The following is a 26,038-nucleotide window of genomic DNA, read 5'->3' as shown; positions in this document are numbered from 1 at the left end:
GGGCTGTGGCTCAGCGCCGTGCGCGCCGGCGGCGGGCGTGGACCGCGGCGGCGACCAGCGTGTACGCGCAGAGCACGGCGATGACGCCGGTCGCGACGGTCAGCACCGCCGGCAGCGAGGCGCCGGTCAGGGCGAGGCCACTGAGCAGTGAGCTGCCGCCGAGCGTGGCGAAGGCGGCCACCATCCACGCCGCGAAGATCTCCGCCCGCCGGTGGGTCGGCGCCGACTCGCCGATCAGTCGGGTGGCGCCGAGCAGCGTCAGTCCGCCACCGAAGCCGATCAGCACGGCCCCGGTGACGGTGACCACCGGGCTGCCCAGGTGCAGGGCCAGCGCGGTGGCGCCGGCACCGGTGGTGATCGCCACCACGCCGAAGCAGACCGACCGGGTGGCGTCGAGCCCGTTCAGCAGCAGTTGGGACAGCAGGGTCATGCCGATCAGCAGGGTGAGCAGTCCGCCGGCGCCACCGGCGGCGGTGACGCCGGCGCCTTCGGCGAGGATGCGGGAGCCGAAGGTGCCGAACAGCGCCATGCAGCCGTTGAGGGTCATCAGCGAGCAGGCGGCGATGCTGAACGGCAGCAGGATGTCGCGGGGGACCCGGACCGCCCGGACCAGTCGGACCCGCTGCGTCGTCCGTCGGTCGGCCGGCGTGCGGACCAGCAGGACCAGCGGCACCAGGGCGGCCGCGCCGATGACGACGAACGGCAGCACCAGCGGGTACCGGGTGTGGTCGGCCAGCAGACCGGACATCAGCGGCGCGAGCCCCATGCCGAGGGTGGTGCAGACCGAGTGGGTCAGGGTGCCCGCCCGGGTGCCCCGGGGATGGAAGTCCAGCAGCGCGGCGGCGGTGGTGGCGCTGACCATCCCGGTCGCCATCCCCTGCACGATCCGCCCGGCGACCAGCGCCGGCAGCGACGTCGCGGTCGCGGTCACCAGGCACGCCGCCAGCACCAGTGCGACGCCGCCGAGCATCGCCGCCCGCCGGCCGATCAGGTCGGACAGGCCGCCGAGCAGGGTGACGACCAGGATCACCCCGACGGGATAGCCGGCGAACGCCAGAGCGATCTGCGCCGGGGTCAGCTGCCAGTGGTCGGCGTAGATCGGGAACAGCGGTGAGGCGGCGAAGCTGCCCAGTACGGCGACGAGGATCAGCGCGCCGGCGGCGGCGGCCATCCGCGCGGACGGTAGGTACGCCGATCCGGACGTCGGGGCCCGCCGGTCGCCGATGACCGGGCTGTCGGTCGCGTCGCCGAGCCGTAGGGGTTCCTCCAGCGGAGAGGTCGACACCGGCCACCGCCTTCCGGGCAAAAGTCTGATGAATAAGGATGCCGGCTGTCAAGGCCTTGCCAGACCGGGTCTCCGCCGGCAGAGTGTGGTCAGGAAATGCCTCTGTGCTGGCAGTTCCCGGTTTACCAGGTGGAAACAGAACCGGCTCCGGACGCTGGTCGCCGATATCCTTCCGCCTAACGTCAGACATATTAGTTCGAGAACGTGGCGCACTCGTCGGTGGCGGCGGGAGGTGGAGGTACCCGGATGACAGTCACGATCGTCGACGCCGAGGACGTGCCGTGGGTCAACGGCGAGCAGGTGTACGACTCGATGGAGCCCGCCTTCCGCGACAACTTCGGCGGCGAACCCGACCAGGTGCGTGAACTGCTGTCCCGGTACTGGATGCGGTCGTTGTGGCTGGACCGCGGCAGCACCCGGCGGATCGATCACATCCGGGCCGTCGCCGGCTACCGCGACCTCAGCGAGGCGTACCACGACAGCGTCGAGGAGGCGTACTTCCTCGACGGTGCCGCCGAACTCAGCGCCGAGGGGCGGCTGATCGCCGGAGACTACTTCTGGCGTCCGCCGGGTTGGGTACACAAGGCCTGGAGCGACGAGGGGTTCGAGAACATCCTCTGCATGGAGGGTGCGGTGGCCAGTGAGGGCAGCGACCGGGTGACCCGGGTGGTCTGCCCGGACCACCAGGCCGGAGAGCAGGCCATCGCCGCCCCGGTAGGAGAGACCGGCTCGCCCGCCGGCGGCGTCGGACCGCGCGGCTACCTGCGCCGGGTCGAGTCACGGCACCTGCCCTGGGCACCGATCGACGCCAACTGGTCAGGCCTCGACCCCGGCGTACTCGGTCTGCCGGCGTCGCCGGCCGCAACGGTGCGGCCGGCGACGCCGGGCACCGGCCCGGCGGGCGTCGCGTCACCGACCGTGCCGGTCGGCAAGCCGCTGAGCCGTAACGTGGCCACCGGGGCGTGCAGTGCGTTGGTCCGGTTACCGGCCGGGTACACCGGCACGCCGCAACCGGTCGACCGGGAACGGTTCCTCGTCACCACCAGCGGGACGGCGACGGTCGCCGGGCGGACCCTGACCGCCTGCTCGCTGGTGCACGTACCGGCCGGGGCACCGGCACCCACGTTCGTCGCCGACACCGACGTCGAACTGTTCGTCAAGGTGGGGGAGGCGACGACGTGACCGACGTACGGTTCGCCACCGACGACCAGGTGATGACGATCGTCCTCGACGGCCCGGAGACGATGAACAGCCTGACGCCGGCGGCGATCGCCGGACTGGACGCCGCCCTGGCCGCCGCCGAGGTCGATCACACCCTGCGGGCCGTGGTGATCACCGGAGTGGGGGACCGGGCGTTCAGCGTCGGGATGGACATCGACTTCCTGGAATCCTGCTTCGACGACCCACAGCGGATCTTTCTGCCGTTCCTGCGCTCGTACCATGCGGTACTGCGTCGCATCGAGCAGCTCGGCGTACCGGTCGTCGCCCGGGTCAACGGCCTCGCCCGCGCCGGTGGCTTCGAGCTGATCCTGGCCTGTGATTTCGTGATCGCCGCCGACGAGGCGAAGGTCGGCGACATCCACCTGGAGTTCGGCATGCCGCCCGGTGCCGGCTCCAGCCAGCGTGCGCCGCGCAAGCTCGGCGACCAGCGGGCCAAGGCGCTGATGCTCACCCCGCTGTGGCTGCGCGGGCCGGAGCTGGTGCAGTGGGGTGTCGCGCTGGCCAGCGCACCCCGGGCGCAGCTGGACGACGAGGTCGGCAAGCTGCTGTCGTCGCTGCGCGGCCGGTCCCGCCCGGCGATGGCGATCACCAAGCGGCTGCTCAACTCGGTGCACACCATGACGCTGGAGGAGGGCCTGCGCTACGAGCGCGAGATGTTCTCCCGGCTGCACGAGGAGGTGCCCGAGGTGGCCGAGGGCTACCGGGCGTTCGTCGACAAGCGCGAGCCGGTCTGGGGGGACGTCGATGTCCGCGGCCTTGCCTGAACCGCCGGCCCCGCCCTCGCCGTCGGCGGATCCGCCGTCGGTCACCGTCACCGCGGAGCTGGTCGACACCCTGATCAGTCGGGGCGGCTACACCCATCCGCTGTTCAACCCGCCGGACCCGGGCAGTGGCGGTGGCCCGCCGCTGCCCGGCCAGGCGGTGCTGCTGCTGATGGGCGGCCTGGCCGAGCAGTCCGGGCAGCTCGACGACGCGATCGCGCTGCTGGAGCTGCGCCGGATGCGGTTCCATCAGCTGGTCCGGGCCGGCGCCACGCTGCGGGTGCGGATCGAGCGCCTCGCCAGCCGGAGCACCTCCAGCGGCAAGGTCGTGGCCGAGCTGCGGTGGACCGCCGTCGACGCCGACGGTGCGCCCGTGGCCGAGGCCGAAGCCGTCATGCTGATGAACGAATCGGGAAAGGCGGACCCAAGGTGACGGGTGTGCAGCTCAACATGGCGGCCGGGATCCGGGAGTTCGGCCGCGCCACGCCACGCCGGATCGCGGTGGTCGACGGCGACCGTGAGGTCACCTTCGGTGCCCTGCACCAGCGGTCGAGCCAGCTGGCCAGTGCGACCCTGGACCGGGGGTTGGCGCCCGGGGAGCGGATCGCGGTGCTGAGCAACAACCGGTACGAGTACTTCGAGATCTCCGCGGCGATGGCCAAGGCCGGTATCCCGACGGTGCCGCTGAACCCGCGCAACAACGTGACCGACAACGCGTACATCCTGGCCCACTCGGCCGTCCAGGGGATCATCGTCGCCGACGACCTCGCCGACCGGGTCGACGGGCTGCTCGACGGGCTACGGCTGGTGCTCAGCTTCGACGGCGGGGTGGGCGAGCACTACGGGACGTTCCTCGACGGTGGGCGGGCGGTCGACCCGCAGGTGCCGGTCGACGAGCTGGATCCGTTCTGTGTCACGTACACCTCCGGCACCACCGGGCGACCCAAGGGGGTGCTGCTCACCCACCGGGGCCGGGTGCTGACCGCGTTCGGGGTGGGGCTGGACTACGGGCTGGGCCCGAACCGCAGCACGATCGCGGTGGCCCCGATGTACCACGGCGCCGGCTTCGAGTTCGCGTACGCGGCACCGATGCTCGGCGGCTCCTGCACCGTGCTGCCGACCTGGGATCCGGAGCGGCTGCTCGACCTGATGGTGAGCAGCCGGGCGGAGACGGTCTTCCTGGTGCCCACGCACGCCCAGCACATCCGCCGGTTCTGCCCGGAGCCGGCGGCCCGCTACGACCTGTCGGCGCTGAAGACCCTCTACTTCAACGCCGCCGCGTTGCCGGTCGCGCTCAAGGAATGGGTGATCGAGGCGTTCCCCGGCGTGGAGGTGCACGAACTCTACGGGTCGACGGAGTGTTCGATCGTGACCAACCTGCGGCCGGAGTTCGCGCTGGACCGGGCGGGCAGCGTGGGCCATCCGTGGTTCTGGAACGAGGTGCGGCTGGTCGACGAGGACGGGGCGCAGGTCGGTCCCGGCGAGCCCGGCGAGCTGTACGCGCGTTCGCCGCTGCTGCTGACCGGCTATCTCAACGACGAGGAGGCCACCCGGGCCGGGTACGACGCCGACGGGTTCTTCTCGGTCGGCGACATCGCGGTCCGCGACGAGGAAGGCTTCATCTCGATCGTCGACCGGAAGAAGGACATGATCATCGCGGGTGGGGTGAACATCTTCCCCCGCGAGATCGAGGAGGTCATCGCGCGGCACGGGCCGGTGGACGAGGTCGCGGTGGTCGGCGTTCCGGACGAGGTGTACGGCGAGCGGATCGCCGCGTTCGTGGTGAGCCGTGCCGGCCAGCAGATCGACGTCTCCACGCTGGATGGCTACGTACGGGAGCACGTGGCGCGGTACAAGGTTCCCCGGGAATGGCACGTGGTCGACCAGTTGCCGCGCAACCCGAGCGGGAAGATCCTCAAGCGGACGATCCGCGACGAGTACGTCAGTCAACCTGGTAAGGGTTGATTGTAGGCGCCTTCTCTTCCAATGTCTGACCAATGTGGGTGGGACAGTTTTCGTCGCTGTACCCGTATTGAAACGCGGCGCTGCCCGCTTGTTGGGCTGCTGCCAGCGGTGGAGATTGTGTCAGTACGGTAAAACTCTGACTTTTAGTGGACTGGCTGGTCAGAGGCCGTTAGTGTCATCCGCACCAAGGTCCCGATGCGGCTCGCGGCTCACCTGTCGACCGCACGGACTTCGTGATCAGGAGGCCATCGTGTCCCACTTCAATAGTTCCGGTGTCGCCCTCTCCCGTCGCTCCGTGCTCGCCGGTCTCGGCGGCGCGTTCATGGGCGGCGTACTGCTGACCGCCTGCGGCAGCGACGACTCCGACTCCGGTTCCACCGGCGCCGCCGACGGCGACCTCACCACGATCCGACTCGCCGGACTACCGGCCTCGGCGCTCGCCGCGTTCAAGCTCGCCATGTCCGACGGTGCCTTCGAGGCCGCCGGCCTCGACATCCAGTACGAGGAGTACGCCGAGGCGGCCGCCGTCTACACCGCGTACCGGGCCAACGAGGTCGACGGTGGCCTCGGCGGCATCCCGTCCACCGCCAACCTGGTCGCCACCGGCGTCGACCGCAAGGTCGTCTGCGCGCTGCAGCGCACCACCAACGGCATCCTGGTGCGCGCCGACAGCGACATCCAGTCCCTCGGTGACCTGCGTGGGCGCAAGCTTGGTCTGTTCGGCAGTGCGATCGGTTCCTCCACCAACCAGTTCTTCGCACTCTGCCGCGAATACCACGGCTTCAACCCCACCACCGACTGCGAGGTGCAGTACGGCGCCCCGAACCTGATGGCCGAACTGCTCGGCCAGGGCGACGTGGACATGGCACTGGTGATCGACCCGGCCGGTGCGGACCGGGTGGTCAGCGGCGAGTACCGGTCGCTGGGCGACCTCGGCGTGCTGCTGGAGGAGGCCACCGGGCTGCAGGCGTTCACCGCCGGCTGGGACTTCGCCACCGACTTCATCGACGCCAACCAGGAGGCCGTGCAGGCCTTCGTCGACGTGAACCTCGAGTACCAGACCCGGTTCAACGGCGACCAGTCGCTGTGGGACAGCGCCCTGCGGGAGTTGTACGAGATCGACGACCAGGCAGTGCTCGACGTCATCTGGGAGAACCAGCGCGGCCGGCTCGTCGAGCAGTGGGGCGAGCAGGAGAAGCAGCAGGCCGCCGAGCTGCTCACCTTCCTGAGCGACAACGGTGAGCCGGAGTTCCTGCCCGAGGTGCCCGACGGGCTGTTCGTCTGACGTCGACCACCCCCCGCCTCGCGAGGAGACGCACGATGACCCTGTCCGAAACCACCCAGCCGGCGCTCGCGACGGCCGGAGCGGCGGATCGTGGCGCGGCGGGTGGCCGCGGTGGCGGTGGGCGCGGTGGTGCCCACCGCTTCCTGCGGCACGGCGTCTCGCTGCGGATCGCCTCCGTGTTCATGCTGATCGTCATCTGGTGGCTGGGTTCACTGGCCGTCGGTGAGCGGATCCTGCCGACCCCGTGGACCACCGCGTCGGCGTTGGTGACCAGCGTGCAGGAGACGGTCTTCTGGACCGACCTGCAGGTCACCATGGTCCGGATCCTGATCGGCTTCGCCGCCTCCATGGTGCTCGGTGTGCTGGTCGGTCTGGTGATGGGGCTGTCCCGGATCGCCGAAGGGCTGCTGGACATCTGGATCGCCGTCGGCCAGACCATCCCCAGCCTCTGCTGGGTGATCGTCGCGTTCATCATGTTCGGCCTCAACGACACCGCCACCGTCGTGGCGATCACCCTGACGTCCTTTCCGATCATCGCGATCAACATGTGGTCCGGGGTCAAGGCGATCGACCCCCGGCTCGGCCAGATGGCCCGCACTCTCGGTGCGTCGCGGGGCCTGCGTACCCGGGAGGTGACCCTGCCCCAGGTGCTGCCGGCGGTGATGGCCTCGGCCCGGTTCGGGTTCGGCATCGTGTGGAAGGTCGTCGTCCTCGCCGAGCTGCTCGGCCGCACCGACGGCATCGGCTACCGGCTCAACTACTGGTTCCAGCTCTTCCGGATGGAACAGGTCTTCGCACTCACGCTGTTCTTCTCGATCCTGATGGTGGTGCTGGAGTTGGCGGTGTTCAAACCGATCGAGGCCAAGCTGTTCCGCTGGCGTCCGGAGGGGGCCCGATGAGCGCCGACGCCCGGATCGTCATATCCGACCTGGTCAAGGGCTTCCACACCCGCAACGGCTTCATCACGGTCATCGAGCGGATGAACCTGGAGATCGCCGACGGCGAGTTCGTCGCGCTGGTCGGACCGTCCGGCTGTGGCAAGTCGACCGTGCTGAACATGCTCAGCGGGCTGGACACCGACTTCACCGGCACAGCCGAGATCCGCAGCGGGGCACCGGGGGTGCAGTTCAGCTACGTGTTCCAGGAGCCGCGGCTGCTGCCCTGGAAGACAGTCCGGCAGAACGTCGAGTTCGCCCTGAAGGCGACCGGGGTGGACCGGGCGCAGTGGTCCGACCGGGTGATGCCGGTGCTGCGTCGGGTCGGACTGGCCGGCTTCGAGAACCACTATCCGCACCAGATCTCCGGCGGCATGCAGCAGCGCACCGCGCTGGCCCGGGCGTTCGTGCTGGACGCGCCGGTGATGCTGATGGACGAGCCGTTCAGCGGGCTGGACGAGTTCACCGCCCGCAGCCTGCGTCAGCTGCTGCTGGAACTGCGTACCCAGACGGCGGGCAAGGCGTTCGTCTTCGTCACCCACAACGTGTTCGAGGCCGCGGTGCTCTCCGACCGGGTGGTGCTGATGTCCAACCGGCCGTCGACCGTACGCCGGGTGGTCGACGTCGAGGTGCCGTTGCCGCGCAGCTACGACGATCCCCGGCTGTTCGACGTCAGCCGCGAACTCACCCACGAGATCATCTCGACGATGACCGCCACCGACGACGGTGGTCTCGTCGTCGACGAGGCACACACCCGACTCGCCGGGCCGGGTGCGTCGTGACCGGCGCGCTGCGACCCCGGCTGCCGACCGCATTCGCGGCCGGGGCGGTGCTGCTCACCCCGGCCCGGACGCTGACCGACGGAGACTTCGCCGCGATCGTCAACGTCTCCTGGGAGAACGGCCCGCTGCACACCGACGCCGAGTACATGCGCGGCACCGGGTTCGGCCGGCCGATCCTGGGCGGGCCGTGCCTGATCGCGCTCGCCGCCGGGCTCACCTCGACCACCATGTACGCCGCCTGGTACGCCGCCGGCCTGGACTGCCACGCCGCGCTCGGCATCGACGAGATCCGTTACACCGGGCCGGTGTCCGCCGGTGACACGCTACGCGTGCGTATCGAGGTGACGCGGTTGGAGCCGACCCCGGGCGGGCGGATGTACGTGGGCGTGGTGCACGACGACGTACGCAACCAGCGGGACGAGACCGTCCTGCGGATGACGCGTTCCTACCTGCTGCGCCCACTGCCCGAGCCCGAGTCCGAGTCCGAGTCCGATTCTGCGCCGGGCGTCGGCGCGAAAAACCCGGAGCAGCCGTGAAACCGCCGTCGACCAGCACCCTCACGCTGACCCGGCACGGGCGGGTGCTGCTGGTCACCCTGGACCGGCCGCACCGGCTCAACGCCTACGACCGGGTGATGGTCGACGAACTGCGGCGTACCTGGCGCTGGTTCGGTGCCGACGACGGCCTGCACGTCGCCGTGCTGACCGGAGCCGGCGAGCGCGGCTTCTGCACCGGCTTCGACGTCGACGACACCCTCGACGCCGGGGTCACCAGTCCGTCGCTGGACCACGCCGGCCGGGTCGCGTTGACCGCCCGCGACCTGGGCGTCTACAAGCCGGTGGTGACGGCGGTCAACGGGCACTGCTGCGCCGGTGGCTGGCACTTCGTCAACGACGCCGACGTGGTGCTCTGCACCGAGACGGCGACCTTCTTCGACACCCACCACGACGTGGGCCTGGCCAACCCGGTCGAGGCGGTCGGCGCGCTGGGGCGGCTGCCGCTCGGCGAGCTGATGCGGATGGTGCTGACCGGGCGCGCGTACCGCATCGACGCCCGCCGGGCGCTGGAGCTCGGTCTGGTGACCGAGGTGACCGCTCCCGCCGATCTGGTGGACCGGGCGTTGGCCATCGCCACCGAGATCGCCCAGCATCCGCTCGACGTGCTGACCACCACGGTGGAGACGGTGTGGACGGCGGTGCAGGCGCAGCGGTCCGCGGCCGAGGCGTTCGGGTTGGCGATGCTGGCCCGCTCCGACGCCTCGACCGCCCGGCGCGGCGAGTCCATGCGGGAATTCCGGCACTGAGGGGCACGATGGACTACGGGATCTTCAGCCACATCGAACGGCTCGACGACCTCGAGCGTGACCTGCGGGCCGCCGACGCCGACGGGATCGCCAGCTACTGGCTGACGCAGGGCTTCGGGCACGACACGCTGACCGTGATCGGCGCGTACGGTCGGCAGCTGAGCCGGCTGCGGATCGGCACCGCCGTGGTGCCGGTCTACCCGCGTCACCCGATGGCCCTGGCCCAGCAGGCGCTCACCACCAACATGCTGCTCGGCGGCCGGTTGGTGCTCGGCGTCGGGCCGTCGCACCCGCAGGTGGTCGAGCCCTGCTGGGGGATGTCCTACGAGCGGCCGGCGCGCTACATGCGCGAGTACCTGACCGCGCTGACCGGCGCGCTGACCCAGCGGGTCCGCTACACCGGTGAGGTGATCACCGCCCGGGGTGACCTGACGATCAGCGGCGACCCGCCGGCACCGGCGGTGATGGTCTCCGCGCTGGGCCCGAAGATGCTGGAGCTGACCGGTGCCCTTGCCGCCGGCACGATCACCTGGATGGTCGGCCCGCGCACGCTGACCGAGCTGACCGTACCGGCGATCACCGCCGCCGCGCGGACGGCTGGTCGGCCGGCCCCCGAGATCGTGGTGACCGCCGCGGTCTGCGTCACCGACGACCCGACCCGGGCCCGCGCGGCGATCGACCCGGTGCTCGGCTGGTACGACGACAAGCCGTCCTACCGGGCGATGCTGGACCGCGAAGGTTTACAGCGGGCCAACCAGATGGCGATCGTCGGTGACGCAGACGAGGTGCGGGCCGAGATCGACCGCTATGCGCGGGCCGGGGCGAGCACCTTCGCGGCTCAGTTCTACGGCACCCCGGAGGAACGGGCGGCAACGCGGGCGCTGATCGGCGAGCTGGCCGGGACCACCCGTTCGACCGGGGATGGCCGACAGTGACGCGGATCGGCGTCCGCCATGCCCTACCGTGGTGGTTCGCGACGAATCCGCACTCCGGTGTGCGGGTCCGAAAGGATGCGGAGCCGAAGTGACCATGGCCAAGGACGTGACGCACGAGCCGGCGAGCCGGTCGGAAAAGGCGATCCCAGGGCACCGCCGGGATCCTGGGGTGCTCGGGGTGACCCGGGTCCAACCCGCGTACCAGCAGGTCGCCGACCAGTTGCGGGAGCGGATCCTGGACGGGTCGCTGACCGCGGGGGACCGGTTGCCGACCGAGGTCGAACTGTCGGAGATCTTCGGGGTCAGCCGTAGCACGGTACGGGAGGCGTTGCGGGTGCTGGCGTCCAAGGATCTGATCCGCACCACCCGGGGAACCACCGGCGGCACCTTCGTGGCCCGGGTGCAGTTCGACCAGGTGAGCGAGTATCTGGAGATGAGCTTCGGGCTGATGTCCGGGGCCCGGGACATCACGTTGGACAACCTGCTGGAGGCGCGGGAGTGCCTGGAGGTGCCGGCGGCCGGGCTGGCCGCGCTGCGCCGCGCCGACGAACATCTGGTGCTGATGCGTCAAGCGGTGGAGCGGGAGAAGTCGACTCGGGCCCGCGGCCGCAAGTTCCGTGAGCACCGGACCTTCCACGGGGTGCTGGTCGAGGCGACCGGTAACCAGCTGCTCGGGGTGATGGCCGAGCCGGTCTTCCGGGTGCTGCAGGCGCGGACCGCCGACCGCGACATGCCCGCGGAGTACTGGAGCCAGATCGACGCCGAACACACCGAGATCTGCGGCTATGTCGAGGCCGGTGATGTCGAGGGTGCGCAGGCGGCGATGCGGGCCCACCTGGGTACCGTCCGCCGGGCGTACGACGGACACTGAAGACAATCTCACAACTAAATACCTGATGTTTCGGAACTACGCCCTGCTGTCGTGCTGAGCAGGACGTTTTCGTTGGCCTGGTTGAGTTGCTGACCCTTGACTCGTAAAAGTCAGACAAATAAGCTGGTGGCAGTTCACGGGCGGGCGAGAGGATCGGTCGATGTCGGTACGGCAGGGGTGGACCGGACGCTTCTTTGAAGACTTCGGCGTCGGCGACGTCTACCAGCATCCCCTCGGGCGCACCGTGTCCGAGGCGGACAACACCTGGTTCACCCTGTTGACGATGAACACCAGCCAGATGCACTTCAACACCGAGTACGCCGCCCGGTCGGAGTTCGAGCGGCCACTGGTCGTCTCCACCCTGACCCTGGCCATCGCGGTCGGGCAGAGCGTCACCGACCTCACCCAGAACGCCTTTGCCAACCTCGGCTGGAACGAGATCGTCCTGCCGCACCCGGTGTTCGCCGGCGACACCCTCTACAGTGAATCGCTGGTACTCGACAAGCGTGAATCCGGGTCCCGCCCGTACGCCGGGATCGTGACGGTCCGCACCCGCACCCTCAACCAGGACGGCGCACAGGTCTGCGCCTTCAAACGCACCTTCTACGTCTACAAGCGTGGCGCCAAGCAGGTCGAGGGGATCTTCCCGGCCGCCGCCACCCCGCTGTCGCTGGAGAACGAGGCGACCGGATGAGCCTGCGCCTGACCTACCAGCCCTGGGGAGAGACCCTCGCCGAACTCGCCGCCGCCGGCCGTCGCGCCGAGCAGGCCGGCGCCGAGGTGCTCTGGGTCTCCGAACTGCACCGTAGCGCAACCGGCACCGCCGCCGCGCTGGCCGGCACCACCACGACCGCCCGGATCGGCACCTCGATCGTGCTGGCCTTCACCCGCAGCCCGATGATCACCGCGCTGGAGGCGCTCGACCTCGACGAGCTCTCCGATGGACGGTTCATCCTCGGCCTCGGCTCCGGCGTCCGGCGACTCAACGAGGACTGGCACCACGTCGGCTTCGGCAAACCCGTCGCCCACCTGCGGGAGACCGTCCGCAACATCCGGCACTTCTGGGCCAACTGCGCCACCGGCGAACCGATGATGCTCGACGGCGAGTACGAGCCGATGCGCATCCGCGGCTACGAACGCCCGTTCCCGGTGCCGCCGGCCGGCATCCCGGTCTACCTGGCCGCGATGGGGCCGCTGATGACCCGGCTGGCCGGGCAGATCGGCGATGGCTGGATCAGCCACGAACTCTGCTCTCCGGCGTACCTGGCCGGGCAGATCCTGCCCGACCTGACCGCCGGCATCGACCGGGCCGGCCGGACCCGCGCCGACCTCGACGTCGTCGTCTCCGCCTGCTGCTCGGTCGCCGACGACCGGGCGTTGGCCCGCCGCCGCGCCGCCGGCCTGGTCGGCTTCTACGCCACCGTGCGCACCTACGCCGACTTCTTCGCCTTCCACGGCCTCGCCGACGACCAGCAACAGGTGATCGACGCGTTCCGGGCCGGCGCCGGCGCCGACCACCTCGCCGACTCCGTCAGCGACCGGATGGTCGACACGCTGACCCTGGCGGGTGACCGCGCCGAGGTTGCCGAGCGGATCGCCGGGTACGCGGGCATCGCCGACTCGGTCAAGTTGAGTCCACCCACCCACGGGCTGCCCGCCGCCGAGACCCGAGCCGCCCAGGACGAGATCATCGCGCTGATCGCCGAGCTGACGGGAGCCGCAGCATGACGCCGCTGGCCGACATCCGGATCATCGCCGTGGAGCAGTACGGCGCCGGCCCGTTCGGCACCGTACACCTGGCCGACCTCGGCGCCGAAGTGATCAAGATCGAGGATCCACGGGCCGGCGGCGACGTCGGCCGCTACGTGCCGCCGTACGCCGAGGACGAGGACTCGCTGTTCTTCGAGACGTTCAACCGCAACAAACGCAGCCTGTCACTGGACCTGACCACCGACGCCGGCCGCGAGGTGTTCGAGAAGCTCGTCGCCGTCGCCGACGTCGTCTACTCCAACCTGCGTGGCGACGTGCCGGAGAAGATGCGAATCCGCTACGACGACCTCAAGCACATCAACCCGCGGATCGTCTGCGTCTCGCTGACCGGCTTCGGGATGACCGGCCCGCGTCGGGCCGAACCCGGCTACGACTACATCCTGCAGGGACTCGCCGGCTGGATGGAGCTCACCGGTGAACCCGACGGGCCACCGACCAAGTCCGGACTGTCCCTGGTCGACTACTCCGGCGGGTTCGTCGCCGCCATCTCGCTGCTCGCCGGGGTGCACGCCGCCCGCCGCGACGGCGTCGGCATGGACTGCGACGTCAGTCTCTACGACACCGCGATCTCGATGCTCACCTACCCGGCCACCTGGCATCTCAACGCCGGCTTCCAGCCGGCCCGCACCCACCACTCGGCGCACCCGTCGCTGGTGCCGTTCCAGGTCTTCCAGGCCAAGGATGGCTGGATGGTGGTCGGCTGTGCCAAGGAGAAGTTCTGGACCCGGCTCGCCGACGTCGTCGGCCACCCCGAATGGGCCGCCGCCGGATCGCCGTACGGGACCTTCGGCACCCGCCGCGACAACCGCGACGAGCTGCTCGCCGAACTGGAGCAGATCTTCCGGCAGCGCACCGTCGAGGAGTGGCTGACCCAGCTGTACGCCGCCGCGATCCCCTGCGGGCCGATCAACGACGTGCCGGCGGCGCTGGCCGAGGAACACACCGCCGCCCGGGACCTCGTGGTCACCACCGAACACCCCCGGTTCGGCACCGTGGCGCAGCTCGCCAGCCCGGTGCGGGTCGGCGCCGAACCGCCCGCGTACCGCCGCGCGCCGCAACGCAACGAGGACTTCGCCACCGTCACCGGCGACATCCTCGGGCTCGACCCGCAGACCCTGGCCGAGTTGACCGCCGCCGGCGCGTTCGGCACCCCCCGTAGCCCCGGCCCGGCCGCCGCCGGCTCCGAGGACACCGCACGATGACCGGCCCGCCATGATCGCCGCAGCGCTCGCCGACTGGGCGACCGGACCGCTCGACCCGCCGGCGGCGGTCCGGCGGGCCGCGCTACGGCACCTGCTCGACGGCCTCGGCACCGCCCTGGCCGGCCGGCGCGGCGGCACCGTCGACCCGGCGCTGCACGTCGCCCGCGACCTCGGCGGCCCACCGGAAGCCACCCTGCTCGGTGGCCGGGACTCGATCGGTGCCCCCGCCGCCGCGCTGGCCGCCGGCGCCATGGTGCACGCGCTCGACTTCGACGACACCCACGCCGCCGGCCTGGTGCACGCCACCGCCGTGGTGCTGCCCGCCGCCTTCGCCGTCGGCGAGCAGGTCGGCGCCAGCGGCCGCGACGTACTGCACGCCGCCATCGCCGGGTACGAGACGGTCTGCCGGGTCGCCGCCGCCGCCCCGCACGGCTTCCACGCCCGCGGCCTGCACGCCACCATGGTCGCCGGGGTCTTCTCCAGCGCGCTGGTCACCGCCCGGCTGCTGCGGCTGGACGCCGCCCGCGCCACCGACGCGCTCGGCATCGCCGGCAGCCAGGCCGGCGGGCTGCTCGCCTTCCTGCACACCGGGGCGGCCACCAAACAACTGCACCCCGGCTTCGCCTCGCACGCCGGCATCCTCGCCGCCCGGCTCGCCGCCGCCGGCGCGGCCGGCCCGGCGAACGTCTTCGACGGCCCGCACGGCGTCTTCGACGCCCTGGCCGCCGGCCCCGTCGACCCGGCGTCGATCATCGCCGGCCTCGGCCAACGCTGGGAAACCCTCCGGATCGGCATCAAGCCCTACCCGGCCTGCCAGCTGTCGCACGCCGCGATCGACGCCGCCCGCGCCGCCCGCCGCCAGCCCGGTTTCCCCGCCGACCCGGCCGCGATCGCCCGGATCGACGTCGACGTGCACCCCGACTCGGCACCCACGGTCTGCGGGCCCGGCCGGGACCTGACCCGGCCGGCCACCCCGTACGCGGCGAAGTTCTCGCTGCCGTGGAGCGTCGCCGCGACACTGCTCGACGGCGACCTGACCACCGCCAGCTACCGGCCCGACGCCATCGACCGCGCCGACGTGACCGCCCTCGCGGCCCGGCTGCACTGGCGGATCGTCGCCACCGGCGGGCACGCCGCCGACGCCCCCGGTGCCGTCGTGGTCACCCTGGCCGACGGCACGACCGTACGCGGCGCGGTGCCGCGCAGCGGCGGCGGCCCGGACACCCCGCTGACCGACGACGAACTGGCCGCCAAGTTCCTCGGCAACGCCGGCCCGGCCGGCGCGCCCGTCGTCGACCTGCTGCGCCGCCTCGACGACCTCGACGACCTCGACCCGATCATGGCGGCGCTGGCCGCCGCCGGTGACTGACCAGGGAGACGCCCGTGCCGCCCGCCGCGATCCGACCCGCCGACTTCCCCTGGTTCCCGTACGACGGGTTCACCTTCTGCCTCGGGCTGGCCGACGGCGACGCCGCCTGGACCTCCGGGCACACCGCCGCCGCGCTCGACACCACGCTCGGCAAGATGACCGTCGGCGGTGACCTGGCCACCCAGACCGCCACCGCGTACCGCAAGGTGCTGACCATCCTGGAAGCCGCCGGCTACGGACCGGCCGACGTCACCCGGGTCACCGAGAACGTCACCGTGGCCGGCCTCGACGACTACGCCGCCGCGGCCGCCGTGCGCGCCGAGGTGTTCGGCGAGCACCAGCCGGTGGTCCGTACCGTCGTGGTCGAGCGGCTGGTCCGCCGGGCCGCGCTGATCGAGATCGAACTGCACGCCGTCGGCGGCGGCGGCCAGTTGCTTGTCGCCAGCGAACCGCGAGCCGCCGGCAGCTGGGTGACCTCACCGGTGCGCGGCGGCCACGACGGTGCCGTCTACCTGCCGACCATGCTGCCGGTCGACGCCACCGGCGAGGTGGTCCACCCGGGCGACTTCGTCAGCCAGTACGCGTACTGCCTGGACCGGGCGCAGGACCTGCTCGTCGCCGCCGGTCTGTCGCTCGACGCCGCCGTCACCACCTACGACTACTCCACCCCGGCGACCCGAGAGGTGTACCGCAGAACCCACCGGGTCCGCGCCGAACGGCTCGGCGGTGCCGGCGTCTACCCGGGAGCCGGTGGCATCCTGATGAGCCGGCTGCACCATCCCGATGCGCTGGTCGCGATCGACGTCACCGCGTCGCGGCATCCGCTGGAACTGGTCAACCCCGGCTGGTCGCGGTACGACTCGCTGACCTACGCCCCCGGGGTGAAGGCCGGCCGGACCCTGTACATGTCCGGTTTCGCCGCCCTGGACATGCGGACCCAGCAGGCACTGCACCCCGACGACATCGGCGCGCAGGCCGAGGTGACCTACGGGGCGATCCGCGAACTGCTCGACCACGCCGGGCTCGGCCCGCAGGACCTGGTGGAGACCACCGAATTCTGCGTCGCCTCGGCGATCGGCGACTACCGGGCGGTCGCCGGGGTACGCGAGCGGCTGCTCAGCCCGCCCTGGCCGGCGTCGACCGGGGCGATCTGCGCGGCGCTGCTGCGCCCCGAGTTCCTGCTGGAGGTCTTCCCGACCGCCGTCTACCCCGAGCCCGCCGACGAACCGGCCGAGCTGGCCGTCGACCGGGTCGAGCCCGCCGACGGGCCGAGCACCGCTGGAGGTAGCTGATGGGTCTGCTCACCGACGAGCTGCGGGCGCTGCTCGGCACCCGCAAGGTCTACACCGCGCCGGAGGCGCTCGGTGCCGCCGCCGGGCGCTACTTCGCGATGGCGGTCGGCGACGACAATCCGATCTACCGCGACGGCGACTACGCCCGGGCGCACGGCCTGCCCGGGGTGACCGCCCCGCCGACGCTGATCTGCGAGACCGGCCAGTACACCGGGCTGCCGATGGCCTCCGACGGCTACGCCGGCCACTCCTGGCACCTGGACGTGCCCGGCACCCGGCAGGTACGCGGCGGCAACACGTACACCTTCCACCGGCGGGTCCGTCCCGACGACGTGATCACCGCGACCTGGGAGATCCACGACCTGACCGAGAAACGCACCCGGGGCGGCGGCGACATGCTGGTCGTCGGCTCCCGGGCCACCTACACCAACCAGCACGGCGAACTGCTGGCGGTCAACGAGGAAACCATCATCCTGGTCGCGATGGGCGGTGATCCGACGTGATCGCGCAGGTCGGTGACACCCTGCCGGGGCTGGAACGCACCATCGCCCTGGCCGACATGGTCGCCTACGCCGGCGCCACCTGGGACTGGTACCGGCTGCACTACGACCCGGAGTTCGTGGCGGCCGCCAAGGTGCCCGGCCCGGTCGTCGACGGCCAGGTCTTCGGCGCGCTCTTCGTCGAACTGGTACAGGACGCCTTCGGGCCGTACTGCTTCGTGCGGCAGCTCTCCTTCACCTTCCGCAACCTGATGTTCGCCGGTGAGACGGTGCGTTGCACAGGCACGGTGGTCAAGGTCGACGGCGACCGGATCGAGGTCGAACTGGCCGCCGTCATCGCCGCCAGCGACTACGGCCCCGAACGTCCGGCGGCCCGGCCGGCCCGGGCTGTCGTCCTGCTCGGCACCGCCGACGGACCAGGCGCGGGCACCGCCGACGGTGTGCCGTGACCGGGCGGGACCGGGCGGCGGTGGCGATCGTCGGGGCGGCCGAATCCGACCTCGGGGTCACCACCGCGTCGACGCTGACCCTGCAGACCCAGGCGGTCACCCGGGCGTTGGCCGACGCCGGGCTCACCCTCGCCGACGTCGACGGGCTGGCCACCACCGGCATCTCCCGCTTCTCGACCACCGCGCTCGCCGACCACCTCGGGCTGCGGCCCCGCTGGGTCGACGCCAGCTTCGTCGGCGGCAGCGCCGCCGAGATGATGGTGGCCCGCGCCGTGCAGGCCATCGACGCCGGCCAGGCCAGCGTCGTGGTGGTCAGCTTTGCCTCCAACCAGCGGTCGGCACGGTCGCGCAGCCTGGCCGGGGTGATCGAGGAGCACACCCCGGAGGCGCAGTTCGAGACGCCGTACGCGCCGCTGTTCCCGATCTCCTACTACGCGATGGCCGCCCAGGCGTACCTGCACCGCTACGGCGGCAGCCCGGAGCAGCTGGCCGAGATCGCCGTCGCCGCCCGCGAATGGGCCCGGCTCAACCCGGCCGCCTACCGCCACGGTGCGCCGCCGCTGACCGTCGACGAGGTGCGGGCCGCACCGACGGTCTGCACCCCGCTGACCGTCGCCGACTGCTGCCTGGTCACCGACGGCGGCGGCGCGATCGTGCTGACCAGCGCGGACCGGGCCCGTGACCTGCGCCGGGTGCCGGTCGCGGTGCTCGGCTACGGCGAACGCTCCACCAACACGTCGATGACCGCCGCCGACGACATCCTGGACACCGGGGCCCGCGAGGCCGGCGCGGAGGCGTTCGCCCGGGCCGGGATCACCGCCGCCGACGTCGACGTGCTGCAGGTGTACGACTCGTTCACCATCACCGCCGCGCTCAGCGTCGAAGCTCTCGGTTTCTGCGACGAGGGCGAGGTGCTCGACTACATCGCCGGCGGCCGGATCCGCCCCGGCGGTGACCTGCCGCTGGACACCTCCGGCGGCGGGTTGTCGTACTGCCACCCCGGCCAGTTCGGGGTGCTGCTGCTGGTCGAGGCGGTCCGCCAGCTGCGCGGCGAGGCCGGTGCCCGGCAGGTGCCGGGCGCGCGGATCGCCGTCGCGCACGGCACCGGCGCGATCCTGTCCACCCACGCCACCGTCGTGCTGGGGGTGTCGTGATGAACCCGCTGCCCGAGGTACCACCCGCCGACGACCTGACCGCCGACTGGTGGCAGGCGACCCGTGAACACCGCCTCGTGCTGCAGACCTGCACCGGCTGCGGGCACCATCAGCATCCGCCCCGCGCGGTCTGCGTCCGCTGCGGCGACACCACGCGGCTCGGCTTCACCGAAGCCAGCGGCGACGGCACCGTCGACACGTTCACCGTCGTGCACCGGGCGCCGCGCCGTGACCTGGCGGTGCCGTACACCATCGCCCGGGTCCTGCTCGCCGAAGGCCCGCTGCTACTCACCCGCCTCGACGGCTTCAGCCCCGGCACCGGGCCGGACGATGACGCCGACGATGCCGGCTGGCGGATCGGCGACCCGGTCACCGTCGACTGGGTCGACCTGCCCGACGGCCGCGCCCTGCCGGTCTTCCGTCGACCCACGCCACGCCGACCCACGCCGGCCGATCCCCGCTGAGCCCGCCGACCACCCAGGAGACCCCGATGGACTTCACCCTCACCGAGGAACAGCGCGAGTTCCAGCAGCTGCTGCGCTCCTTCGTGGACCGCGAGATAATCCCGGTGGCCCGGGAATGGGAGCAGACCGGCCGCTACCCGACGGAGATCGTCAAAGGCATGGCCGACATGGGCCTGTTCGGCGTCACCGTCCCCGAGTCCTACGGCGGCCTCGACCTCGACCCGGTGTCGTTCGCCCTGGTCTTCGAGGAGATCTCCCGGGGCTGGATGGGCATCGCCGGCATCCTCGGCAGCCACTCGCTGGCCTGCCGCATGATCGCCATGCACGGCACCGAGGAGCAGAAGCAGGCGTACCTGCCCGCTCTGGCCACCGGTGAACGGCGCACCGGCATCGGGCTGACCGAACCCGACGCCGGCACCGACCTGCAGGGCATCCGCACCACCGCCCGCCGCGACGGCGACCACTACGTGGTCAACGGCACCAAGATCTGGATCACCAATGCCCGGTACGCCGACCCGCTGCCGGTCCTGGTCAAGACCGACCCGCAGGCCAGCCCGGCACACAAGGGCATGAGCATCCTGCTGATCGACGCCGTCCTGCCCGGCTTCACCGTCACCAAGGACATCCCCAAACTCGGCTACAAGGGCACCGAGTCCTGCGAGATCCTGCTCGACGACGTCCGGGTGCCCGCCGACCGGCTGCTCGGCGGCGTCGAAGGGATCGGTCTCAAGCAGGCGCTGTCCGCCCTGGAATGGGGCCGGGTCAACATCGCCGCCCGGTCGGTCGGCATCGCCCAGCGGGCCCACGAGGAGGCCCTCGGTTACGCCCGCCAACGTAAGGCGTTCGGCAAGCACATCGCCGAGTTCCAGGCCATCCAGCTCAAGCTCGCCACCATCGCGACCCAGGTGCAGGCGGCCCGGCTGATGGCGTACTGGTCGGCCGACGCGGTCCGCCAGGGTCGCGCCGACGCGCAGACCGGCATGGCGAAGATTTTCTGCTCGGAGGTCGCCCTGGAGGCCGCCATCGACGCGATGAAGATCCACGGAGGTTACGGCTACTCGACCGAGTTCGAAGTGGAGCGGCTGTACCGCGACGCGATCCTGATGAGCATCGGCGAAGGCACCAACGATGTGCTGCGTACCGTCGTGGCGAAGGCCCTCGTACGTGGCGAGGTGACCGTCTGATGGGCGACCCGGTGCCACCCCGATCCTACCTGTACGTGCCCGGCCACGCCGCCGACAAGCTGGCCAAGGCGGCGCGGCGCGGCGCCGACGCGCTGATCGTCGACCTGGAGGACGCGGTGCCGCTGGCCGGCAAGGCCGCCGCCCGCGAGGCCGTCGTCGGCTGGCTCACCGCCGGACCCGGCGACCTGCCGATCTGGGTACGGGTCAACTCCGGCCCGCTGCGCGACACGGACCTACGGGCCGTCGCCGGCCAGCCGGGGCTCACCGGCGTGGTACTGGCCAAGGTCGGCACTGCCAGCGAGGTCGCTGACGCCGCCCGGGTGCTCGCCGACGCCGCCGACCACGACACGCTGCTGATGCCGATGGTGGAGACCGCCGCCGCGCTGCTCGACATCGCCGCCATCGCCCGGCAGCCCCGGGTGTACCAGCTGCAGCTCGGTGAGGTCGACCTGGCCGGCGAACTCGGCCTGGAACCGGGCGCCGACGACGCCGAACTCGCCCCGACCCGCAGCCAGGTCGTGGTGGCCAGCGCCGCCGCCGGCATCCACCCGCCGGTCGGCCCGGTTTCCCGGATCACCGCCGACGAGGCGGCCCTGGACGCCTCGACCCGCCGGCTGCGCCGGCAGGGCTTCGTCGGCCGGGCCTGCATCCACCCGAACCAGCTGCCGGTGGTGCATCACGTCTACACGCCGACGGCCGCCGAGATCCGGGCGGCCCGCGACACCATCGCCCTGCTCGAGGCGGCCACCGCCGACGGCACTGGCGTGATGCTGGACGCGGCCGGCCGGCTGGTCGACGCGGCGGTGCTGCGTGGCGCCCGCCGTACGCTGACCCTGGCCGAACGGGCGGGCCTGGGATGAGCGGCGGCAACCGTGCCCCACGCGCTCCACGGCCGGAGCAGGTCGACCTGACCGCGGCACGGCATCCGTGGCAGGAGGTGCCGATGCCCGGTGCCAACCTCGGTTTCCACCTCACCCGGCTGGCCTCCCGGTCGGGGGCGTTCGTCGTGCACGGCCACTTCCCGCCGGGCTTCTCCCGCGACGTCGCTGGCGGCTACCTTGTCGACGAGGAGTTCGTCGTGCTCGCCGGGGAGCTGCACCTCGGCGACGCCACCTACCGGCGTGGCGACCTGACCTACATTCCGGCCGGCGCGGTCCGGACCCGGATGACGGCACCCGGCGGTGCCACCGTGCTCGCCTGGTTCGGCGGCCCGGCGGTGTTCCATCCCGCCGACCAGTTGCCGGCCGGTGCCGCACCGGTCGCCGAAACCGTCCACCTCGGACCGGGAGCCGTGCTGCTGGACCTGCCCGGTGCCACCTGGACGCCCGGCGACCAGGTCCCCGGCGGGGCCACCGGGGACGTGGTCAGCGCCGACCTGTCCGGCTGGCGGCGACTCGGCACCGGACCGGCACCACGGCCGGGCGACTACGTCCGAGTGGAGAAGTAGCCGGATGGGCGCTCCGGTCTTCACCCAGCGGTGGCTCGGCATGCAGGGCATCTTCGGCGGCTTCGTCCTCGGCCGGGTCGTCGAGGCCGCCGACAGCGTCGACGGCTTCGCCCCGCAGGCCGTCACCATGCACTTCGTGGCCGGGGTGCGCCCCGGTCCGGTGGAGCTGACCACCGAGACGCTGCACCGGGGCCGGTCCACCACCAGCCTGCGGATCACCCTGGCCCAGCAGGGCCGGGCCCGGGTGCATGCGCTGGCGTCCCTGGTGCCGGTCGGGCAGGAGTTCAGCTGGCGTCGTCGCGAGGATCCGGCACCGTGGGGCGACCCCGAGCAGTTGCCGGCGTACGCGCCCCGGCACCGGCCGCTGGCCTACAGCGCCCAACTGGACGTGCGGGCCGCCGGCCCGCCGAGCCTCGCCGACGGCACCGCCGCGTGGGTCCGCATCTCGCCGCAGACCGATCTGGGTGAGACGCTCGGCCCGCACGCCGTCGCCTCGATCTATCTCGACGCGCTGCCGCCGGGGCTGTTCGCCCTGGCCGAGCCGCCACACTTCGTGCCGTCGGTGGACTTCACCATCCACTTCGCCCCCGACCTCGGTGACGTCGCCGGCCAGTGGCACCACGTGACCAACCGGACGGTCTGGTCGACGACCGACTTCTGTGTCGACGAGTCGACGCTGCACGACCGGTCCGGCAACCCGGTGGCGCGGCTGAGCCAGGGCCGGGCGATCCAGTGGCGGGAGCCACACCCCGAGCCGACGCCGGCCGAGCCGACGCCGGGAGCCGCAGGTGACCGGTGACAACCGGATCCTCGCCGGCCTCGCCCTGGACGCCACGTTCCTCGCCGAGGAGCATCGGGCGCTGCGCACCCTTGCCCGCCAGGTGGTGGCCCGCGACATCGTGCCCGCCGCGCCCGACTGGGAACGGCAACGGCGGGTGCCGCCCGCCGCCTTCGCCCGCCTCGGCGAGCTCGGCCTGCTCGGGTTGTCGTTTCCGCCGGAGCTCGGCGGCGGGGGTGCCGGCGTCCGGGGCGCGGTGGTGTTCAACGAGGAACTGGCCCGGTCCACCTTCGGCGGAGTCGCCAGCTCGGTCGGTACCCACACCGACTTCTCGGCGCTGCACCTGGCCCGCGCCGGCACGGCCGGGCAGATCGACCGCTGGCTGCCGGGGATCCTGGCCGGGCGGACCGTCGCCGCGCTCGCGGTGACCGAACCGGACGCGAGCTCCGACCTGACCCGGCTGGCGGTACGGGCCCGCCGCGACGGGGACAGCTATCTGCTCGACGGCACGAAGACGTTCATCACCAACGCCAACATCGCCGGGATCTTCTTCGTCGTGGCCCGCACCGGCGGCCCCGGCCGGCACGGACTGTCGCTGTTCGCCGTCGAACGCGACACCCCCGGCCTGGCCAACGGCCGCACCTTCGGCAAGTCCGGCTGGCACAGCTCCGACACCGGCGAGCTGGTCCTCACCGGCTGCCGGGTGCCGGCGTACGCCCGGATCGGCGCCGAAGGAGACGGCTTCGCGCTGATGATGGCCGGCCTCGACCACGAGCGGCTCTGCCTGGCCGCGCAGGTGGTCGGGCTGGCCGAGGCGGCGTTGGCCGCGGTCCTGGCCTCGGTGCGGCTCCGACCCGCGTACGGCGGGGTGCTCTGGGACAAGCAGGCGATCCGGCACCGGGTCGCCGACCTCGTCGGCCGGCTCGCCGCCGGCAAGACGCTGCTGTACCACGCCGCCACGCAGGCCGACCGGGGTGCCGACACGCGGGCGTACGCCGCCGTGCTCAAGTCGCAGCTGCCGGAGCTGGCCAACGAGATCGCGTACAGTGCGGTGCAGTTTCTCGGCGGTGCCGGGTTCGTGCAGGACGGTCCGGTGGAGCGGATTGCCCGCGACGTGCGGTTCCTCGCTATCGGCGGCGGCTCCACCGAGGTGATGCGCGACGAGGTGGCCCGCCTGCTCTGACCGGGATCCACAGTCCTCACTACCTGGCGATCAGACTTCAGGCGCGTCGAGAAGGTCGCTGGATGCTGGCGGCATCCGAAGGATCTTGGTGAAGCGGGTGCGGACATCCTGATCGGCGATCTTGAGTAGGTCGTCGAGAGCCGCTTGCATCGCCAGACTGGGCTGCGTCGGCTGCCTGTAGTCCTCCCATGCGGTGACGGTCGAAGTGGCGACGCGAATCCGTTCGGCGAACGCTTCGACGCTGAGCCGCAATGCCTCTCTCAACGCGAGAACTTCCTGCCTGCCCCATCGGGCGATCGTGATCGCGCATTCACAGCCGGCTGAACTGGCCGTCCATCCGTCAGCCGGGTAGGTCGGGACGGCTGCCTGACGGTGTCGCAGTCTGTCCCGTTCGGCGGCCCACGCGCGATGGGCCCGGAGCGTGTTGACCAGGGTATGGAGCTTGTCGAACGCATCCACCAGCGTTCCTCCGGCGCCAAGTTCGCCATCGGCGCGTTCCCAGAAGCTACGGGGTATCGACTCTCGGCCGATCTCTACATTGGCTACTGCACTTCGGGAGTAGGCGGTCCGCTTGGCGAGGGCAGCCTGGGTCATGCCGGCGGCCTTGCGCCAGTGGGCTAGCCGACGACCCAACGACTTCTGCACCTCGCGAATCTGATCAGAAGTAACCGTCCCGAGGGCCGAATCCATTTGATCACCTGTCTCGTCTGCCGGGAAATGCGTACGAGTGCAACCTGTCGCCGTTTTGCGTCGCGGCCTTACTGTTCGATAGTGTTGCAGCATCGTACGATGTAGGCAAGTGTCAGGCCGCGATGCCTACGTGGACTCGCTGGTGGCGCATAAGGGAGGATCAACGCATGGCCGGATTCACTCCACCGACGCCTCGGTCTCGCCGTCTCGGCAGGGAGCTGCGGCGGCTACGCGAGGCACGCAGTCTCACGCAGGGAGACGCGGCCAGGCTGCTCAAGTGTTCGCAGCAGCGGATCGCCCGTATCGAGTCCGGCGACATCAAGCCGCGTCCGCGGGATGTGCTGGAGATCCTCGTCGCCTACGGCGTCCCGCACGACGAAGAGCACGGGCTGGCCCTCCGTAACATGGCCGAGCAGGTGCGGGAACAGGGCTGGTGGCAGCGGCTCAACACGCTGCCGGCCCGCTACGCCACGTTCATCGCCTACGAGGCCGAGGCTGTCGAACTCCGCGAGTTTCAGCCGACCCTCATCCCTGGGCTCATCCAGACCCGCGCGTACGCCGAGTCGGTGATCCGCATCGGTCGGGAGACCGACCAGGAGGAGATCGCTCAGCGTGTCGAGGCGCGTCTCAAGCGTCAGGAAGTGCTGACGGCGCGCCAGCCACCGCTTCGGCTGCACGCGATCATCACGGAGCAGTCGCTGATGTTGGAGGTCAGCGACGCCGACGTGCGGCGCGAGCAACTTGATCACCTCGTCAAGGTTTCCGCGTTGCCCAATGTCACTGTGCAGGTCCTGACGCTCGCCGCCGGTGCCCACCTCGCCGTGCACGGCGGCTTCGACGTCCTGACGTTCGCGGATGGTGACCCGCCCCTTGGCTACATCGAGACCCTGGCCGGAGAATTGTTCCTGGAGTCGCCAGCCGAGATCCGGCGGCTCACGGGCGTGTTCGATCACCTGCTCTCCCTGACGCTGTCGCCCAGGGAGTCCACCCGATTGATTCAGGAGAAGAAGGATGGACTCGGTTAAGTGGTTCAAGTCCAGCCGATCCGGCAACAACGGTGCGTGCGTAGAGGTCGCTCACCTGGGCGGGAACGCTGTGGGGGTAAGGGACACCAAGGCCCGGGGGCAGGGGCCGATCCTGACGTTCACGCAGGTTGAGTGGCAGGCGTTCATCGGCGGCGCGAAGCTCGGTGCGTTCGACTTGACCGACTGAC

General features: G+C 71.3%; 29 protein-coding genes. 27 read left to right on the top strand and 2 right to left on the bottom strand.

Going from position 1 to position 26,038, the window contains the following annotated elements:
- Positions 1-10: 10 nt before the first annotated feature.
- Positions 11-1,285: an MFS transporter gene (locus ACFHVL_RS08000; RefSeq protein ID WP_416626599.1), complete on the bottom strand. Its 1,275-nt coding sequence runs from the start codon at positions 1,283-1,285 to the stop codon at positions 11-13.
- 246 nt (positions 1,286-1,531) lie between these two features.
- Between ACFHVL_RS08000 and ACFHVL_RS07995 the strand changes: the two genes are divergently transcribed.
- The 25 genes from ACFHVL_RS07995 (at position 1,532) to ACFHVL_RS07875 (ending at position 24,135) form a co-directional block, all read left to right on the top strand.
- A complete protein-coding gene (locus tag ACFHVL_RS07995) occupies positions 1,532-2,467 on the top strand; it encodes a hypothetical protein (protein ID WP_416626598.1) in 936 nt (311 codons plus the stop codon).
- The gene (locus tag ACFHVL_RS07990; RefSeq protein ID WP_281554281.1) at positions 2,464-3,270 is read left to right on the top strand and encodes an enoyl-CoA hydratase/isomerase family protein; all 807 of its coding nucleotides are present in this window, start codon (positions 2,464-2,466) and stop codon (positions 3,268-3,270) included. Before ACFHVL_RS07995 ends, ACFHVL_RS07990 begins: the two co-directional genes overlap by 4 nt.
- On the top strand, positions 3,251-3,700 hold the full coding sequence (locus tag ACFHVL_RS07985) for a hypothetical protein (protein WP_281554282.1): 450 nt from the start codon (positions 3,251-3,253) through the stop codon (positions 3,698-3,700). Before ACFHVL_RS07990 ends, ACFHVL_RS07985 begins: the two co-directional genes overlap by 20 nt.
- The gene (locus tag ACFHVL_RS07980; RefSeq protein WP_416626595.1) at positions 3,697-5,232 is read left to right on the top strand and encodes a class I adenylate-forming enzyme family protein; all 1,536 of its coding nucleotides are present in this window, start codon (positions 3,697-3,699) and stop codon (positions 5,230-5,232) included. The genes ACFHVL_RS07985 and ACFHVL_RS07980 overlap by 4 nt, the downstream gene beginning before the upstream one ends.
- A gap of 250 nt (positions 5,233-5,482) precedes the next feature.
- Positions 5,483-6,517: an ABC transporter substrate-binding protein gene (locus tag ACFHVL_RS07975; RefSeq protein ID WP_281554284.1), complete on the top strand. Its 1,035-nt coding sequence runs from the start codon at positions 5,483-5,485 to the stop codon at positions 6,515-6,517.
- 35 nt (positions 6,518-6,552) lie between these two features.
- The gene (locus ACFHVL_RS07970) at positions 6,553-7,416 is read left to right on the top strand and encodes an ABC transporter permease (protein WP_289206805.1); all 864 of its coding nucleotides are present in this window, start codon (positions 6,553-6,555) and stop codon (positions 7,414-7,416) included.
- Positions 7,413-8,234 carry an ABC transporter ATP-binding protein gene (locus tag ACFHVL_RS07965; RefSeq protein ID WP_281554286.1) on the top strand — a complete coding sequence of 274 codons (822 nt, stop codon included), beginning with the start codon at positions 7,413-7,415 and terminating at the stop codon, positions 8,232-8,234. The genes ACFHVL_RS07970 and ACFHVL_RS07965 overlap by 4 nt, the downstream gene beginning before the upstream one ends.
- Positions 8,231-8,770, top strand: a complete 540-nt coding sequence (locus ACFHVL_RS07960; RefSeq protein ID WP_416626593.1) for a MaoC/PaaZ C-terminal domain-containing protein — start codon at positions 8,231-8,233, stop codon at positions 8,768-8,770. The genes ACFHVL_RS07965 and ACFHVL_RS07960 overlap by 4 nt, the downstream gene beginning before the upstream one ends.
- A complete protein-coding gene (locus ACFHVL_RS07955) occupies positions 8,767-9,537 on the top strand; it encodes an enoyl-CoA hydratase/isomerase family protein (RefSeq protein ID WP_281554288.1) in 771 nt (256 codons plus the stop codon). Before ACFHVL_RS07960 ends, ACFHVL_RS07955 begins: the two co-directional genes overlap by 4 nt.
- An 8-nt stretch (positions 9,538-9,545) precedes the next feature.
- Entirely contained in the window at positions 9,546-10,472 is a 927-nt protein-coding gene (locus ACFHVL_RS07950) for a TIGR03564 family F420-dependent LLM class oxidoreductase (RefSeq protein WP_281554289.1), read from the top strand.
- A gap of 94 nt (positions 10,473-10,566) precedes the next feature.
- Complete coding sequence (locus tag ACFHVL_RS07945; RefSeq protein WP_281555537.1) at positions 10,567-11,343, top strand: FadR/GntR family transcriptional regulator; 777 nt, start codon at positions 10,567-10,569, stop codon at positions 11,341-11,343.
- A 160-nt stretch (positions 11,344-11,503) separates the two neighbouring features.
- Positions 11,504-12,037: a MaoC family dehydratase gene (locus tag ACFHVL_RS07940; RefSeq protein ID WP_281554290.1), complete on the top strand. Its 534-nt coding sequence runs from the start codon at positions 11,504-11,506 to the stop codon at positions 12,035-12,037.
- Positions 12,034-13,071: an LLM class flavin-dependent oxidoreductase gene (locus ACFHVL_RS07935; protein ID WP_416626592.1), complete on the top strand. Its 1,038-nt coding sequence runs from the start codon at positions 12,034-12,036 to the stop codon at positions 13,069-13,071. The genes ACFHVL_RS07940 and ACFHVL_RS07935 overlap by 4 nt, the downstream gene beginning before the upstream one ends.
- On the top strand, positions 13,068-14,315 hold the full coding sequence (locus ACFHVL_RS07930) for a CaiB/BaiF CoA transferase family protein (protein ID WP_281554292.1): 1,248 nt from the start codon (positions 13,068-13,070) through the stop codon (positions 14,313-14,315). The genes ACFHVL_RS07935 and ACFHVL_RS07930 overlap by 4 nt, the downstream gene beginning before the upstream one ends.
- A 10-nt stretch (positions 14,316-14,325) precedes the next feature.
- The gene (locus tag ACFHVL_RS07925) at positions 14,326-15,684 is read left to right on the top strand and encodes an MmgE/PrpD family protein (protein WP_416626590.1); all 1,359 of its coding nucleotides are present in this window, start codon (positions 14,326-14,328) and stop codon (positions 15,682-15,684) included.
- 14 nt (positions 15,685-15,698) lie between these two features.
- Positions 15,699-16,976, top strand: a complete 1,278-nt coding sequence (locus ACFHVL_RS07920) for a Rid family hydrolase (RefSeq protein WP_416626588.1) — start codon at positions 15,699-15,701, stop codon at positions 16,974-16,976.
- Positions 16,976-17,479, top strand: a complete 504-nt coding sequence (locus ACFHVL_RS07915; RefSeq protein WP_281554295.1) for an FAS1-like dehydratase domain-containing protein — start codon at positions 16,976-16,978, stop codon at positions 17,477-17,479. Before ACFHVL_RS07920 ends, ACFHVL_RS07915 begins: the two co-directional genes overlap by 1 nt.
- On the top strand, positions 17,476-17,925 hold the full coding sequence (locus tag ACFHVL_RS07910) for a MaoC/PaaZ C-terminal domain-containing protein (protein WP_281554296.1): 450 nt from the start codon (positions 17,476-17,478) through the stop codon (positions 17,923-17,925). Before ACFHVL_RS07915 ends, ACFHVL_RS07910 begins: the two co-directional genes overlap by 4 nt.
- Positions 17,922-19,079: an acetyl-CoA acetyltransferase gene (locus ACFHVL_RS07905; protein ID WP_416626587.1), complete on the top strand. Its 1,158-nt coding sequence runs from the start codon at positions 17,922-17,924 to the stop codon at positions 19,077-19,079. Before ACFHVL_RS07910 ends, ACFHVL_RS07905 begins: the two co-directional genes overlap by 4 nt.
- Positions 19,079-19,543: a Zn-ribbon domain-containing OB-fold protein gene (locus tag ACFHVL_RS07900; protein WP_416626586.1), complete on the top strand. Its 465-nt coding sequence runs from the start codon at positions 19,079-19,081 to the stop codon at positions 19,541-19,543. Before ACFHVL_RS07905 ends, ACFHVL_RS07900 begins: the two co-directional genes overlap by 1 nt.
- A gap of 26 nt (positions 19,544-19,569) precedes the next feature.
- Positions 19,570-20,727, top strand: a complete 1,158-nt coding sequence (locus tag ACFHVL_RS07895; RefSeq protein WP_416626585.1) for an acyl-CoA dehydrogenase family protein — start codon at positions 19,570-19,572, stop codon at positions 20,725-20,727.
- Positions 20,727-21,587 (top strand): HpcH/HpaI aldolase/citrate lyase family protein, encoded by an 861-nt coding sequence (locus tag ACFHVL_RS07890; protein WP_416626584.1) that lies wholly within the window; start codon positions 20,727-20,729, stop codon positions 21,585-21,587. The genes ACFHVL_RS07895 and ACFHVL_RS07890 overlap by 1 nt, the downstream gene beginning before the upstream one ends.
- Complete coding sequence (locus ACFHVL_RS07885; protein ID WP_416626583.1) at positions 21,584-22,174, top strand: hypothetical protein; 591 nt, start codon at positions 21,584-21,586, stop codon at positions 22,172-22,174. Before ACFHVL_RS07890 ends, ACFHVL_RS07885 begins: the two co-directional genes overlap by 4 nt.
- Positions 22,175-22,178: 4 nt before the next feature.
- Positions 22,179-22,973, top strand: a complete 795-nt coding sequence (locus ACFHVL_RS07880; RefSeq protein WP_416626581.1) for a thioesterase family protein — start codon at positions 22,179-22,181, stop codon at positions 22,971-22,973.
- The gene (locus tag ACFHVL_RS07875) at positions 22,963-24,135 is read left to right on the top strand and encodes an acyl-CoA dehydrogenase family protein (RefSeq protein WP_416626579.1); all 1,173 of its coding nucleotides are present in this window, start codon (positions 22,963-22,965) and stop codon (positions 24,133-24,135) included. The genes ACFHVL_RS07880 and ACFHVL_RS07875 overlap by 11 nt, the downstream gene beginning before the upstream one ends.
- Positions 24,136-24,165: 30 nt before the next feature.
- Here the strand turns inward: ACFHVL_RS07875 and ACFHVL_RS07870 are convergent, their stop codons facing one another.
- Positions 24,166-24,825, bottom strand: coding sequence for a helix-turn-helix domain-containing protein (locus tag ACFHVL_RS07870; protein ID WP_416626577.1), 660 nt, complete (start codon positions 24,823-24,825; stop codon positions 24,166-24,168).
- Between the two features lie 122 nt (positions 24,826-24,947).
- On the opposite strand from ACFHVL_RS07870, the gene ACFHVL_RS07865 reads away from it, so the two are divergent.
- Positions 24,948-25,850, top strand: a complete 903-nt coding sequence (locus tag ACFHVL_RS07865; RefSeq protein ID WP_416626575.1) for a helix-turn-helix domain-containing protein — start codon at positions 24,948-24,950, stop codon at positions 25,848-25,850.
- Positions 25,837-26,037: a DUF397 domain-containing protein gene (locus tag ACFHVL_RS07860; RefSeq protein WP_416626573.1), complete on the top strand. Its 201-nt coding sequence runs from the start codon at positions 25,837-25,839 to the stop codon at positions 26,035-26,037. The genes ACFHVL_RS07865 and ACFHVL_RS07860 overlap by 14 nt, the downstream gene beginning before the upstream one ends.
- Position 26,038: the final 1 nt, after the last annotated feature.

The sequence above is a fragment of the Micromonospora sp. LOL_023 genome, assembly GCF_048060115.1.
GTDB lineage: Bacteria > Actinomycetota > Actinomycetes > Mycobacteriales > Micromonosporaceae > Micromonospora_E.
This window is presented reverse-complemented; position numbering and strand designations above follow the sequence as displayed.